Raw genomic sequence first — 14,122 nt, forward strand, 5'->3', positions numbered from 1 at the left:
GGAATACCTTTGTACATCAAATCAATCTCATGAAAAAATCGCTCTTTTTATCTTGCTTAGTTTCTATCATACTTTTGTTTCAATCATGTGATTTCTCCAAACGCATTGATACGACAGCAGCGGTCAAGGAAATGAAAAGCCGACAAGTGAAACGGATTCTTCCGCAGGACATTACCAATAAAGCTGATACCTGGGGGCAAGAAATCCAAGCCGTGATAGATAACCCATCGAATACATTGAGTTTGGATAGTATTTCTAAACAATTTCAGATTCGGATTCAATCAGGAAAGGCCTTATCTCTAAAACAACAAAATAAGGATAAGAAGATTCAAGAGGTCTTGGATGCCTTGGATTATAGCTTATCCTTAAAACAAGAAATCCCTCCGAGTATCCAGAAAAACACGACTGGGGATAGCTTATTCTATATATTTATCAATAAAAAACAAGAAGTGATTCTATTGGGATTTAGTAAATCTCAAATTGTCATGAACATTGATAAACCTTTAATTAAGTAGTCTTTACAATTTGTTGGACCATATTTCGATAAACTTCTTGCAGCTCCACAGTCGACAAAAAACCTTGTTGTTCAAACATCAAACGCCCATCTTGTAAAGCATTGGCTTCAATTTGATTGGATACTGGTAAATTCTTGAAATACGACTGTACATAGTTTTGAATCAAACCCTGGAGCAGGGATGTATCTAGTTCAATAGAGTGTAACAAACGACTCGCTTCTGCCCAAAGCTGTTGTGTAAATATACCTGCCAAAAGCATGGATAGGTAAATTTTTTTACGCTCTTCCCCATTCACCAAATACATGGCATCTGTAATATCACGAGCCAGCTGAACCAATACCTGTTCGGTTTCTTCCACCATCACTTCTAGGCAAATGGGCATGTGACCCAAATTGATTTTTCTTCCACTTTGCAAATGTTGTACCGGAAAAAAAATGGCAATTTGATTCGTACTTTCTCTGGCTGGATCATACCAAATAGAGGCTTCAGCCAGTAAGACTGTTCCTGATACCAATAATAAGGTGGCGTATTTAGGAAGTATTAATTCCTTCAAAACAGTCGAATAAGCATTATCTGGGACACAGAAAAAGAAGACAGTGGATTTAGATTCGGAGAAATCTAAATGCTCCTGCACTTTGGCATTGTATAAATAACTGACTAAATCTTTGGCTTTAGCTGGGTCTCGACTAAAAACTTCTTGAACACTATGTCCCGCATTTTCCAGTGCCTGCGTCAAATGCCAGGCCACATGACCAGAACCAATAAAAGAAATATTCATGTTTAAACGATTTGCTCCATTTTAGATCCGACAAATGGAATCCATTGTTGATCCAAAATTCCAGAAAAATTACGCAAAAACATAACAAAGGATGGTTTAAATGGTCGCCTCCTCAATGTCATCCCTGCCTCTTCTGGCGTATGATCTCCTTTTTTTGAATTACAATATTTGCAAGCTGTTGTTAAATTATCCCACGAAGTCCTCCCTTGCCGGGATTTAGGCATCACATGGTCAAGAGTTAAATGATCTTTTGAACCACAATATTGACACATATTGTCGTCCCGTTTAAAAATATTTTGCCTACTTAACATCACTCCCTTGTAAGGAAAATAAACATAACGATTCAAGCGAATCACTGAGGGAAAAGGGAAGGTTTGTGAAATAGAATGAAGTTTTTCGGTAGTCGATTCGGCCACCAATTCCGCCTTATTGAGGTAGACCAAGAGAAAGGCCTTGGGCATGGAACAAATGGTTAATGCACTATAATCTTGGTTTAAAACTAAAACTTTCCGACTCATAGGACAAAAGATTAAAGGTGAATAAGCTCCTACACATCCCTTGTCTTTAAAGTTAAGAAAAAAACTCTTTGAAGCAATATTTTGTAGATTTGTAAAAAATTAAATCTTATTATGTCGAGCCTTCTTAAAAAGATACAGGAACTAGCTGAGCAACAGGCTCATGCGAATATCGCCGCACGCCGTCATTTGCATTCCCACCCCGAACTCTCCTTTCACGAATTCGAGACTCAGGTGTATGTGGAAAAACAATTGCATGAACTAGGAATTCCGACACAGCGTGTAGCCAATACTGGAGTAATCGCCATGATTGAAGGGAAAAACCCTCATAAAAAAGTGGTTGCTTTACGGGCCGACATGGATGCATTGCCCATCCAAGAAACCAATGATGTTCCGTATAAATCTCAGAACCCAGGTGTGATGCATGCTTGTGGACATGACGTGCATACTTCTTCTTTACTTGGAACGGCTCGCATCCTGCAATCTGTCAAAGAGGAGTTTGAAGGAACCATTAAATTACTCTTCCAACCTGCCGAAGAAAAAGCGCCTGGTGGAGCCAGCATCATGATTCAAGAAGGTGCTTTACAAAATCCGAGTCCGACAGGTATTTTGGGTCAACACGTAGCCACCAATATCCCAGTTGGAAAAGTTGGATTTAGAGAAGGTATGTACATGGCTAGTGCGGATGAATTGTATTTAACCGTAAAAGGTAAAGGAGGACATGGTGCTATGCCAGATCAATGCATTGACCCTATTTTGATCGCTTCTCATATCATCATTGCGATGCAACAAATCATCTCAAGAAATAAAAATCCAAGATTACCTTCCGTACTGAGCTTTGGGAAGTTCATTGCTGAAGGAGCAACCAATGTCATTCCCAATGAAGTGAAAATTGAAGGAACTTTCCGAGCAATGGATGAAGAATGGAGGGCGGATGGTCTGGCAAAAATGAAAAAGCTTGCGGAAGGAATCGCCGAATCCATGGGTGGTTCCTGTGATTTTTTTGTTCTAAAAGGCTATCCATTTCTAAAAAACAACCCCGAATTAACTCTTCGCATGAAAGAAGCCGCCATTGTCTATATGGGAGAAGATAACGTAATTGACTTAGATATTTGGATGGCGGCAGAAGATTTCGCCTTTTACACCCATCACGTAGATGCTTGCTTTTATCGATTAGGAACAAGAAACGATGACAAAGGAATAGTCAATGGTGTTCATACGCCCAATTTCAATATTGACGAAAAGGCACTTCATGTAGGGCCTGGTTTAATGGCTTGGTTGGCCATTCAGGAGTTAAGCTTAGCTTAATTTTCAATAGGAAATGATAAAGGATCTGGGTATTGAAACGAATAATTCAATGCCTGAATTAGTTTATCCGAGCTGACCACTTTAATTGCGTCTTTATCATTGAGGTATTCCAAAGGTAGGGCCAATCCTCGTCGATCGCATTCTGATTTGACTACATCAGATTTGATGGGATGCTGAGGAGCTACTACATTATAAATGCCTTTGAGTTGACTTTTTATGCTTTGGCTGATAATTTCAAGCACGTCCGTTCGATGTACATAATTTACTGGATGGTTGGCTGCAGGAACATGCTTACCTGCATAATATTTGGCCACATAACGTTCCCCTCCCATTAATCCACCCAACCTTAGCATGAGTAATGGACTTTGAATCCTATGTAAGATTTCCTCCGTCTGTGTCACTAAATTATATTCCAATACAGATTCTTCCGTTACCAGATTATTTTCTGCTTGATATACCGAAGTAGAAGAAAGGAAAATTACTTGTTGATAGCTTTTTTGATTCAACAAACAAACAAAATCCCTTAACACATCTAGGTAAAAATGATCTCCATTTACTTTTCGACGAGGGGGAATGGTCCAGATAATTGTCTTTGCATTCAAGATTGATTCCCAGGCTTCATGGGCTAAATTCACTTCTGCCCGCCATTGAATTAATTTAATGTGGGGATTTTGAATTTTTCCAGTTTGAGAAGACTGGCTTATTTGTACGGAATAACCCTGTTTAGCTAGTTTTTCTGCCAAAGGGATACCAACCCAACCACCTCCAAGAATAGAAATATCAAACATATACGTTTATGTGGGAACAAAATCCACTTGTTAGCCGTTAATTCAGCAAATTAACGAGGATTATCATGGGATAAACACCGCTTATCCAAATTATTTTTGATTTTCTCAAGCTTTGATTGTATTTGCCACTCTAAATTAAGCCATGAATAAATTAGTATTTATCCCCATCATGAGTTTGGTCATACTTGTCATTGATTATTATGTATGGCAGGCGTTCAAAACGGGCTTTCAACAACAGAATCAATCTACTCAGCAAATCATTCGATGGGTGTATTGGAGTATTTCTGCAAGCATCATTTTAGGAATCATCGGATATAATTTTCTTCCATTGGAATATTGGAACAAAACGATTCGTACTTTCTTTATGGCGAGCGTGATGATTACAATTGTTTCCAAACTATTTGTCGTTATATTTTTGTTCATTGAAGACATTACTCGCATCATTCGTTGGGCTTTTGCCAACAAAAATCTGGATATCATTCCGGGTGAACCTGCACCTGGCCAGATTAGTCGAAGTGAGTTTTTATCCAAAACAGCTTTGGTGGTAGGCGCTGTACCCGCGGCTACTTTTACGTTTGGAATACTTTCAGGAGCACATGATTACCGTGTGGAAAAGATTAGCTTAAAAATACCCAACTTACCTAAGGCATTTGATGGTCTACGGATTGCACAGCTTTCTGACATCCATTCGGGTAGTTTTTACAATAAAAGAGCAGTGCAAGGTGGAGTGGATATGGTAATGAAAGAAAAGGCCGACTTACTCTTTTTTACGGGAGATTTGGTGAACAATGAGGCTACCGAAGTGGAAGATTATTTCCAAATGTTTTCCAAATTACATGCTCCTATGGGAGTTTACAGCACGTTAGGAAACCATGATTATGGAGATTATGTCAAGTGGAAGACGCCACAGGCGAAGAAACAAAACCTTCAAGATTTGATGAAAGCACATGAATTAATGGGCTGGAATTTGATGATGGATGAAAATAAAATCATCGAAGAGTCAGGTGAGAAATTGGCTTTGATTGGGGTTCAGAACATCGGCGTGGGTCGTTTCCCTTGGTATGGAAATTTGGCTAAAGCACATCAAGGTACAGAGGAGGCAAGCACCAAACTATTACTTTCTCACGACCCCACACATTGGAATGCCGAGGTTACAACAAAATACCCTGATATAGATGTGGCATTTGCTGGACACACCCATGGTACGCAGTTTGGTGTCAAAGTAGGTAATTTCAAATGGTCTCCTGCTCAATATGTGTATAAGCAATGGGCAGGTTTGTACCAAGAAGGAAAACAACAATTATATGTTAACCGGGGCTTTGGGTATATAGGTTATCCGGGGCGCGTGGGGATGCCACCTGAGATTTCGGTGTTTACTTTAACAAGAGGGTAATCGACTAATTCATCCCAACAAAGGGAGGAATCTATGTAAGATAAATGCTTGGCGAGATAGGCGTTCATTACCTTAAAACCTAAGGTTAAAGGACTGGTTTTGGCTTAAAAACAATTTTTTATCCGATTCTATACCCTTAACAAATAAAAAACACTTGGCATTTTAACAAAAATGACCTAATTTTGTGTCCCCAAAACGATGGTTTCGTGGCCGAGTGGCTAGGCAGAGGTCTGCAAAACCTTCTACAGCGGTTCGAATCCGCTCGAAACCTCCAAAAACCTCCCAGATTGGGAGGTTTTTTTATGCAAAATCGATTATATACAATTTATTATCAAAATATTTAAATTTCAAGATTGGCTTATTTTGAAAAATTCTAAATAGAAGGGTAAAGCTTAAAAATTCCTGAAATTGAATGGCAAATAAATTGTTTCCTAAAAATTCGAATTGTAGTTTTGCGGACTGAATAAATAGGAGATTTTCAAACATGAATCGCAAAAATTTTACGCTCGTTAAGTTCCTTTTCTCTTTTCTGTTTTTGTTTGCATCAGCATATGCGACTTTAGCGCAAGACGCTGCAGAGGGGGAAACATTGTTTAAAAACAACTGTGCTGCTTGCCATAGTAGCTCGGATGAAGTACTTGTAGGACCAGGTTTAAAAGGTATTGGAGAACGCAGACCGATCGAATGGATCGTGAAATGGGTTCATAACCCACAGGCAGTTATTGCTTCTGGAGACAAATATGCCAATGAATTGTACAACAAGTTCAATAAGGTGGCTATGACACCATATCCTAACATCTCTGAAAGTCAAATCAAGAGCATTGTCGCTTATATAGATGCGTCTAACGCCGCTCCAGCCGCTCCGGCCGCTGGTGCTGCTCCAGCAGGTGCTGCTGCGCCAGCTGCTGCTAGTTCAGGCGGAATGATGGAAGTATTATTGGTTGGATTATTGGTAATCATGGTTTTTGTATTGATTGCTTTACTGTCTATAGTTAGCACTTTAAGCAAATTAAGCGGTGGAGAGGTTGATTCAGAAGCTCCTTTGATGAAAAGAATTGCTGAAAACGCGAAGAAATTAGCGGCTAATTCAGCTGTTAAAACAGGTATCATCATTTTCGCTTTATTATTAGGTGGTAAAGCAACCATTGATGCGGCCTACGGTGTAGGTATCCATCAAGGATATGCTCCAGAGCAACCAATTAAATTCTCTCACAAATTACACGCAGGTCAGTATCAAATCAATTGTAATTACTGCCATACAGGTGTTTATGAAGGCAAAGGTGCTAACGTCCCTTCCGCCAACATTTGTATGAATTGCCACAATACCATCAAAAGAGAATCACCAGAAATTCAAAAAATTTATCAAGCACTTGAAAATGACGAGCCAATTCAGTGGGTTCGTGTACATAACCTTCCTGACTTAGCTTATTTCAATCACTCACAACATACCAATGTGGGTAATTTGGAGTGTAAGAACTGCCATGGAGATATTGAAAAAATGGAAGTAGTAGAGCAACGTTCTACATTAACCATGGGATGGTGTATTGATTGCCACCGAAATACGGACGTTAATGCTAAAGGAAATGCCTATTACGATAAGTTGGTTGAAGTTCACAACAAGGACAGCAAAACACCCCTTAAAGTACAAAACATTGGCGGTTTAGAATGTTCTAAGTGCCACTATTAATAGTATACGCGTCATAAAAGATTCAATTTTAGTCTGAATAAGAAAGATTATATGGAAAATTCGAACAAGAGGTATTGGAAAGGGATTGAGGAGTTAACCAATGAACCATCGTTTGTAAAAAATATCCACAACGAATTTGGCAATATGCCATCGGAGAACGATTCTAAAGGGGAAGCCCTCGTGGATGGTTCGGGAACACATCGTCGTGATTTTCTCAAAATGTTGGGATTCGGTGTTGCAGCCGTTTCATTAGCTGCATGCGAGGCTCCAGTAAAGAAAACCATTCCTTACTTGAACAAACCAGTTGATGTAGAACCTACCATTGCGAACTGGTATGCTTCAACGTATACAGATGGTGGTGAATACGCTTCTATCTTAGTTAAAACAAGAGAAGGTCGTCCAATCAAAATTGAAGGAAATAAACTTTCTGCTGTTTCTAAAGGAGTTCTTTCTGGTAGAGCACATGCTTCCGTATTAAGTCTTTATGACAACGAGAAATTAAAAGGTCCACAAATTGGTGCAAAAGCTGCTGATTGGGCTCAATTAGATAAAGAATTCACAGCTAAATTAGCGTCAGTAGCAGCTAAAGGAGGACAAATCAGAATTGTATCCAATACGATTCTTTCTCCAAGCACGAAAAAAGTAATTACTGAATTCACAGCAAAATACCCAACTACACAACATGTCGTGTACGATGCAAACCCCGCTTATGGTTTAACACAAGCACACGGTGGCATCTTACCTAGTATCGATTTCAGCAAAGCAAAAACCATTGTTTCTGTTGGTGCTGATTTCTTAGGTACATGGGTGGCTCCTACCGAGTTTGCGGCACAATGGGCTGAAACTCGACGTGTAGGTTCTGCAAAAGATGGTAAAAAAGAAATGTCTCGCCATTATCAGTTTGAGACGATCTTATCCAATACAGGTGCAAATGCCGACTACCGTGCTGCTTACAAGCCTTCACAAGAAGGTTTAGTGGTTATTAGTTTATACAACGCAGTAGCAAAATTAACTGGCGCAGCTGCCTTAGCAGGAGCATCCGTTAAATTAGATCACTTAGATAAAGCTGCTAAAGATTTAGTAGCTTCCAAAGGAGCATCTATTGTAGTAGCGGGTTCTAATGACCCAGAAGTACAAAAAGTAGTGGTTGCCATCAATGCCTTAGTTGGCGCTTATGGTTCAACCATCAACACAGGAATAGCTGTTCATTACCGCCAAGGTAATGATATGGCGATGGCTAATTTCATTAAAGAAGCTGGTGCAGGAAAAATTGCAGCTGTTATTTTCTATAATGCCAATCCAGTATATAATCACCCAATGGGTGCAGCTTTAGCAGCTGCTTTACCTAAGGTTGAAGTGAGTTTAGCGACCAACGATCGTGCCGATGAAACAGCTTCCTTGTGCCAGTTCATTGCTCCTGATTCTCATTATTTAGAATCATGGAATGACGCAGAGCCTAAAACAGGATTCTACTCATTAACTCAACCAACCATCTCAACTATATTCAAAACGCGTCAAGCACAATCAAGTTTATTAACTTGGGCTGGTTTGAACGGGGATTATGCTGCCTATTTAGAGCGTAATTGGGAATCCAATATCTTGAAATCAGGTGCTGTACAATGGAAAAACGCCTTACACGATGGCGTATTTCAACCGAATGCAGTAACTGTATCTACTGCTGTACCTACCGTAGATGCTAATGCAGCAGCAGCGGCTATATCAAAAGCTTATTCAGCTAATTCAACTGGATTAGAAATTTCAGTATATGAAAAAGTAGGTTTAGGTACAGGTTCACAAGCAAACAACCCTTGGTTACAAGAATTCCCTGAACCAATATCTAAAGCATGCTGGGATAATTATGCATCCATTTCACAGCCAACGGCAACTAAATTAAACTTGAAACAAGGTGATGTAGTTAAAGTAGCAGGAAAAGGTTATGAAGTAACATTACCTGTATTAGTTCAACCAGGTCAGGCTCAAGATACAGTAGCTATTGCGATTGGATATGGTAGAACAAAAGCTGGAAAATCAGCAGATGGAGTAGGTGTTAATGCCTATCCATTTATATCAGAAATCAATGGTGCTTGCGTAGGTACTTGTACTACAGGAGTTACGATCAGCACAACAGGAGAAAGTAAAGACATTGCTCAAACGCAAACTCACCACACGGTGATGGCGCGTCAGGCAGTTGTTCAAGAAACAGTTTTAGGAGAATTTGTTAAGAATCCTCAATCGGGACGTTTCAACCCAACTGTTGCCACATCAGAAGGCAAGAAAAATGCCACAGATTTAACACTTTGGAATGGTCACCAATACAACAACCACGCATGGGGTATGGTGATTGACTTAAATACATGTACGGGTTGTTCAGCTTGCGTAATTTCATGTTCGGCTGAGAACAACGTGCCGGTAGTGGGTCGCCAAGAGGTTATTAACCGACGTGAAATGCACTGGATGCGTATTGACCGGTATTATTCATCTGATGCTGAGGTAGAAGATTTGAAAGGATTAGAAGTTGCTTCAGATAATCCTGAGGTGGTATTCCAACCAATGCTTTGCCAGCACTGTAACAATGCTCCATGTGAGACTGTTTGTCCGGTATTAGCTACGACCCACTCAACAGAGGGTTTAAATCAAATGACTTATAACCGTTGTATTGGTACTCGTTACTGTGCTAACAACTGTCCTTATAAAGTTCGTCGTTTCAACTGGTTCCGTTACTACCAAACAGATGAATATGATTTCCACTTCAATAATGACTTAGGTCGTATGGTGATCAACCCAGACGTAACGGTTCGTTCACGTGGGGTAATGGAAAAATGTTCGATGTGCGTTCAACGTATCCAAGAAGGTAAGTTGACTGCGAAGAAAGAAAAGAGAAGACCAGTCGATGGAGAGATCCAGGTTGCTTGTGCTCAATCTTGTCCTACCAATGCGATTACCTTTGGTGACATGAACGATCCTGCTTCTGAAATTTCTAAATTATTAGCTGTTGAGAAAGAAGGAAGAGCTTACGGAGTAATCGAAGAGATTAACGTAAAGCCAAACATATCTTACTTAATGAAGGTTCGTAACAAGGACGTTAAAAAAGAAGCATAATTTTTCAATCGTATTAAAAAGTAAATAAAAATATGTCGCACGTTGTATCACCCATAAGAGAGAAACTAGTTACTGGTGGCAAATCTTATTCCGATGTTACCCACGATATTTGCAAGCAGGTAGAAGGGGAACCCACCAAAGAATGGAAATGGGCCTTCGGTATATCTTCTATTGTATTTATCTATGGAGCTTACTGTCTATTCTATACCTGGTGGCAAGGTATTGGTGTTTGGGGTTTAAATAAAACAGTAGGTTGGGCATGGGATATTACCAACTTCGTATGGTGGGTTGGTATTGGTCACGCCGGTACATTGATTTCCGCCGTATTATTATTATTCCGTCAAAAATGGAGAACATCCATTAACCGTTCAGCGGAAGCAATGACTATTTTTGCCGTACTTTGTGCTGCATCTTTCATCTTGGCTCACATGGGTCGCCCTTGGTTAGCTCATTGGGCTTTACCACTTCCAAATGCATTCGGTTCTCTTTGGGTTAATTTTAACTCACCGTTGGTTTGGGACGTATTTGCTATCTCGACGTATTTATCTGTTTCTTTATTATTCTGGTACATGGGTTTAGTACCTGATTTGGCTTCTATCCGTGACCGTGCTACCACTAAAGGACGCAAATTTTGGTATGGTTTGTTCAGCTTAGGTTGGACTGGATCTTCGAAGACTTGGGCTCGTTATGAATACATGTCTTTGATTTTGGCAGGTATCTCTACCCCCTTAGTACTTTCTGTACACACCATTGTATCCATGGACTTTGCTACTTCCGTAATTCCAGGATGGCACACGACAATCTTCCCTCCATATTTCGTGGCAGGTGCGATTTTCTCAGGATTTGCCATGGTTCAAACACTCTTGTTAATTACACGTGTGGTATTCAAATTAGAAGATTATATTACGATTGAACATATCGAAATGATGAACATTGTTATCACGGTAACAGGTTCTGTCGTAGGTATTGCTTATTTAACTGAATTCTTCATTGCGTGGTACTCTGGAGTAGAATATGAAAGCTACGCCTTCATTAACCGCGCTACTGGTCCATATTGGTGGGCCTATTGGATGATGATGACATGTAATGTAATCTCTCCACAATTATTCTGGTCAAAAGCAATCCGTACCAATTTAATGGTGAGTTTCATCTTATCAATCGTAGTAAACGTAGGTATGTGGTTTGAGCGTTTTGTGATTATCGTAACATCTTTACATAGAGATTACTTGCCATCTTCTTGGGCCATGTTCTCTCCAACCATGTATGATATTGGTGATTACATTTTCTCTTTTGGTTTATTCTTTACACTATTCTTCTTGTTCGCTAAATATTTACCTGTCGTTAATATGGCTGAGGTAAAAGCGGTCATGAAAGGTGTATCAAGTAATTTCCCTGAAAAGAAAAAAGCAACGAAAAAAACCGAAGAATAATTTATTAGCAATTCGAAATTAAAACAATATGAGTTCGACAACTAACTACATTTTAGGTGTATACGATGATGAGGATGAGGTGTTACACGCAGTTAGCGAGGTAAAATCGAGAGGCATCAAAATTGAAGACGTATTCACTCCTTTTCCGATTCACGGATTGGATCGTGCTGTAGGGCATGAGCGTACACGCTTACCTATTGCAGCCTTCATGTTTGGTGTATTAGGATTAACCTGTACTTTAGCATTAATAAGCTACACTATGGTTTTTGATTGGCCTATGATCATTGGAGGTAAGGACTTCTTTGCGTTACCGAACTGGATTCCTGTCTCTTTTGAAGGAACCGTATTGTTTACCGCATTTGGATTGGTTACTACTTTTTGTATTTCCAATAACCTATATCCAGGTAACCAACCGGATTTATTAGATCTTAGAATCACGGACGACAAATTTGTTATGGCAATCAATGTTGACAAAAACAAAAAAGTAAGTGCCGATGATATCAAGAAAGCCTTGAAAGATTCAGGTGCGATTGAAGTAAATGTTAAATAATTAACCAAGAACAATTGTTCACGAAGAAGCATAACAAAATGTTGAATCCAAGATACCAATTCGTTTTATTTGCTGGTTTAGCCCTAGGCTTATTGTCCTCTTGTAGTGACGACCACAATGATACAGGAACAGAATTTGCTCCAAACATGTACCATTCCGTTGCTTATGAGCCAATGACTCAAACTGATGGCGATACCAATACCATCAATCCTCATGGCATGAACATGCGTCAACCAGTAGCAGGTACGGTAGCAAGAAGCAAATACACAGGAAGCGATTCCTTACAAAAAGAATTCTTACATCAAGATTTGATTTCAAGAACTATTCCAAACGATAGCATTACCTATTCAGCTGCAGCTTTGAAAAATCCATTAGCTGCTACTCCTGAAAATATCGAAGCAGGAAAATTACAATATGAAAGATATTGCCAGCACTGTCACGGTGAAACAGGTAAAGGAGATGGTTTGGTAGCTAAAATGTACAAAGGGGTTCCCGTATATTCTAGTGACGCACTAAAAACCTTGAACGATGGCCATATCTACCACGTGATTACACATGGTAAAGGAAGAATGTGGCCTCATGGCTCACAAATCACTTCAGCCAATCGTTGGAAAATTGTACTTTATGTACATGAATTGCAAAAACAATAGTTCAATTATTAAAAATTAAAATACCAGATAAAATGGCGGGACACTCACATTTTTCCCCAGCAAACGTTGAAGAGCATTTTGAATTCACTTCTGAAGGCAAAAAAAGAGTTATTTATGCTTTCATTGCCGGAGTAGTAGCTTTAGTGCTTGGAATATATCTTTTATCCAAAGGTGAGGCTGGTGGCCACGAAGTTGCCAATGCAGGACATGAAGCTGTAAAAGCAGGTCACGAAGCTGCCTCAGAACATCTTTCAGGCGGAGCGGTATCCCATCAACCTGCTACAGAAGAACATTATGATTGGACAAATCGTATTTGGGCTAACGTATGGTTAAATGCTGTTTTCTTTACTGGTATTGCCATCATTGGTATGTTCTTTGTTTCATTACAATACTTAACTAAGTCTGGTTGGTCATCCGTAATGAAGCGTGTACCTGAAGCATTCCCTAAGTTTTTATACATCACGCTCCCTATTCTATTATTAGTATTCTTCTTCAAAGGAGATACTATTTTCCATTGGATGCACCATGGAGTTACTGAAGTAGGCAGTGAAAACTACGACAAAATCATTGCTGGTAAATCAGGCTATTTGAACAAAACATTTTTCTTGGTTCGTTTAGTTGGATTCTTTGCCCTATGGATAGGTCTATGGATCGTTCTTCGCAAGAAATCACTAGAGGAGGATTTAATTGGAGGTACTGATTTATTTACTCAAATGGTACGTATATCTACTGCTTTTATTGTTGTATTCGGAGCTTCTAGTTCTATGTTTGCTTGGGATTGGGTTATGTCAATAGATACCCACTGGTTTTCAACTATGTTTGGATGGTACATGTTCTCTTCTTGGCATGTTACAGGTCTAGCTGTAATTACTTTAACGATCTTATTATTAAAAGACAAAGGATATATGGCCTATGTAAATGAAAACCATTTACACGATTTAGGTAAGTTGATGTTCGCTTTCTCGATCTTCTGGACTTACGTTTGGTTTGAGCAATTCTTGTTGATCTATTATGCCAATATGCCTGAAGAAATCATCTATTTCTTAGAGCGTTGGGAAGGTCACAACAAAATTTATAAAACTTCAGAAATTTTGATGGTTTTCTTAAACTTCTTCTTCCCTTTCCTAGTTCTTATGACACGTGATGCTAAAAGAACTCGCATTTTCTTGAAAATCGCTGCATTCTTAATCATCGTTGGACATTACATAGATTTTTACCAAATGATTATGCCAGGCGTTTTAGGAGGTCATGCAGGTTACGGTTTAGTTGAGTTTGGAATGGTTACTATTTTTGCTTCTGCGTTTATTTACATCGTTAGTGATGAGTTAACAAAGGCTTCACTGATAGCAAAAAACCACCCATTCTTACCAGAAGCAGTTCACCACGATATTTAATATTTAAAAGCAAGA

General features: G+C 39.3%; 12 protein-coding genes and 1 tRNA gene. 10 read left to right on the top strand and 3 right to left on the bottom strand.

Features of this window, described 5'->3' with window-relative positions; genetic code table 11:
- The first annotated feature begins 29 nt into the window (after positions 1 to 29).
- On the top strand, positions 30 to 515 hold the full coding sequence (locus U0R11_RS02180; RefSeq protein WP_406749589.1) for a hypothetical protein: 486 nt from the start codon (positions 30 to 32) through the stop codon (positions 513 to 515).
- Here the strand turns inward: U0R11_RS02180 and U0R11_RS02185 are convergent.
- Complete coding sequence (locus tag U0R11_RS02185; RefSeq protein ID WP_406749590.1) at positions 508 to 1,293, bottom strand: DUF2520 domain-containing protein; 786 nt, start codon at positions 1,291 to 1,293, stop codon at positions 508 to 510. The two genes, U0R11_RS02180 and U0R11_RS02185, sit on opposite strands and share 8 nt — an antisense overlap.
- Before the next feature lie 2 nt (positions 1,294 to 1,295).
- The gene (locus tag U0R11_RS02190) at positions 1,296 to 1,811 is read right to left on the bottom strand and encodes an HNH endonuclease (RefSeq protein WP_166375008.1); all 516 of its coding nucleotides are present in this window, start codon (positions 1,809 to 1,811) and stop codon (positions 1,296 to 1,298) included.
- Positions 1,812 to 1,922: 111 nt separating this feature from the next.
- On the opposite strand from U0R11_RS02190, the gene U0R11_RS02195 reads away from it, so the two are divergent.
- Positions 1,923 to 3,116 (top strand): M20 metallopeptidase family protein, encoded by a 1,194-nt coding sequence (locus U0R11_RS02195; RefSeq protein WP_406749591.1) that lies wholly within the window; start codon positions 1,923 to 1,925, stop codon positions 3,114 to 3,116.
- Here U0R11_RS02195 and U0R11_RS02200 read toward each other — a convergent pair.
- Complete coding sequence (locus U0R11_RS02200) at positions 3,113 to 3,904, bottom strand: Rossmann-fold NAD(P)-binding domain-containing protein (protein ID WP_406749592.1); 792 nt, start codon at positions 3,902 to 3,904, stop codon at positions 3,113 to 3,115. The two genes, U0R11_RS02195 and U0R11_RS02200, sit on opposite strands and share 4 nt — an antisense overlap.
- Positions 3,905 to 4,046: 142 nt before the next feature.
- Here U0R11_RS02200 and U0R11_RS02205 point away from each other — a divergent pair, with 142 nt between their 5' ends.
- From U0R11_RS02205 to U0R11_RS02240, 8 genes are all read left to right on the top strand, one after another.
- The gene (locus U0R11_RS02205) at positions 4,047 to 5,297 is read left to right on the top strand and encodes a metallophosphoesterase (protein WP_406749593.1); all 1,251 of its coding nucleotides are present in this window, start codon (positions 4,047 to 4,049) and stop codon (positions 5,295 to 5,297) included.
- 200 nt (positions 5,298 to 5,497) lie between these two features.
- Positions 5,498 to 5,571 (top strand) — tRNA-Cys (locus U0R11_RS02210).
- A 210-nt stretch (positions 5,572 to 5,781) separates the two neighbouring features.
- The gene (locus U0R11_RS02215; protein WP_406749594.1) at positions 5,782 to 6,984 is read left to right on the top strand and encodes a cytochrome c3 family protein; all 1,203 of its coding nucleotides are present in this window, start codon (positions 5,782 to 5,784) and stop codon (positions 6,982 to 6,984) included.
- 51 nt (positions 6,985 to 7,035) lie between these two features.
- Entirely contained in the window at positions 7,036 to 10,083 is a 3,048-nt protein-coding gene (locus tag U0R11_RS02220; protein ID WP_406749595.1) for a TAT-variant-translocated molybdopterin oxidoreductase, read from the top strand.
- Between the two features lie 32 nt (positions 10,084 to 10,115).
- Complete coding sequence (gene nrfD / locus U0R11_RS02225) at positions 10,116 to 11,513, top strand: NrfD/PsrC family molybdoenzyme membrane anchor subunit (protein ID WP_406749596.1); 1,398 nt, start codon at positions 10,116 to 10,118, stop codon at positions 11,511 to 11,513.
- 28 nt (positions 11,514 to 11,541) lie between these two features.
- Entirely contained in the window at positions 11,542 to 12,063 is a 522-nt protein-coding gene (locus tag U0R11_RS02230) for a DUF3341 domain-containing protein (protein WP_406749597.1), read from the top strand.
- Between the two features lie 38 nt (positions 12,064 to 12,101).
- Positions 12,102 to 12,713 carry a c-type cytochrome gene (locus U0R11_RS02235; RefSeq protein WP_166229875.1) on the top strand — a complete coding sequence of 204 codons (612 nt, stop codon included), beginning with the start codon at positions 12,102 to 12,104 and terminating at the stop codon, positions 12,711 to 12,713.
- 32 nt (positions 12,714 to 12,745) lie between these two features.
- Positions 12,746 to 14,107 carry a quinol:cytochrome C oxidoreductase gene (locus U0R11_RS02240; protein WP_406749598.1) on the top strand — a complete coding sequence of 454 codons (1,362 nt, stop codon included), beginning with the start codon at positions 12,746 to 12,748 and terminating at the stop codon, positions 14,105 to 14,107.
- The last annotated feature ends 15 nt before the right edge of the window (positions 14,108 to 14,122 follow it).

The organism is Aquirufa salirivi (assembly GCF_045310485.1).
Taxonomy (GTDB): Bacteria; Bacteroidota; Bacteroidia; order Cytophagales; family Spirosomataceae; genus Aquirufa; species Aquirufa salirivi.

Excerpts from the sequence above, each read along its gene's own strand:
- nrfD (WP_406749596.1), top strand. The coding sequence starts at position 10,116 with ATGTCGCACGTTGTATCACCCATAAGAGAGAAACTAGTTACTGGTGGC.
- U0R11_RS02220 (WP_406749595.1), top strand. The coding sequence starts at position 7,036 with ATGGAAAATTCGAACAAGAGGTATTGGAAAGGGATTGAGGAGTTAACC.
- U0R11_RS02215 (WP_406749594.1), top strand. The coding sequence starts at position 5,782 with ATGAATCGCAAAAATTTTACGCTCGTTAAGTTCCTTTTCTCTTTTCTG.
- U0R11_RS02195 (WP_406749591.1), top strand. The coding sequence starts at position 1,923 with ATGTCGAGCCTTCTTAAAAAGATACAGGAACTAGCTGAGCAACAGGCT.
- U0R11_RS02200 (WP_406749592.1), bottom strand. The coding sequence starts at position 3,904 with ATGTTTGATATTTCTATTCTTGGAGGTGGTTGGGTTGGTATCCCTTTG.
- U0R11_RS02185 (WP_406749590.1), bottom strand. The coding sequence starts at position 1,293 with ATGAATATTTCTTTTATTGGTTCTGGTCATGTGGCCTGGCATTTGACG.
- U0R11_RS02190 (WP_166375008.1), bottom strand. The coding sequence starts at position 1,811 with ATGAGTCGGAAAGTTTTAGTTTTAAACCAAGATTATAGTGCATTAACC.
- U0R11_RS02230 (WP_406749597.1), top strand. The coding sequence starts at position 11,542 with ATGAGTTCGACAACTAACTACATTTTAGGTGTATACGATGATGAGGAT.
- U0R11_RS02235 (WP_166229875.1), top strand. The coding sequence starts at position 12,102 with ATGTTGAATCCAAGATACCAATTCGTTTTATTTGCTGGTTTAGCCCTA.
- U0R11_RS02180 (WP_406749589.1), top strand. The coding sequence starts at position 30 with ATGAAAAAATCGCTCTTTTTATCTTGCTTAGTTTCTATCATACTTTTG.
- U0R11_RS02240 (WP_406749598.1), top strand. The coding sequence starts at position 12,746 with ATGGCGGGACACTCACATTTTTCCCCAGCAAACGTTGAAGAGCATTTT.
- U0R11_RS02205 (WP_406749593.1), top strand. The coding sequence starts at position 4,047 with ATGAATAAATTAGTATTTATCCCCATCATGAGTTTGGTCATACTTGTC.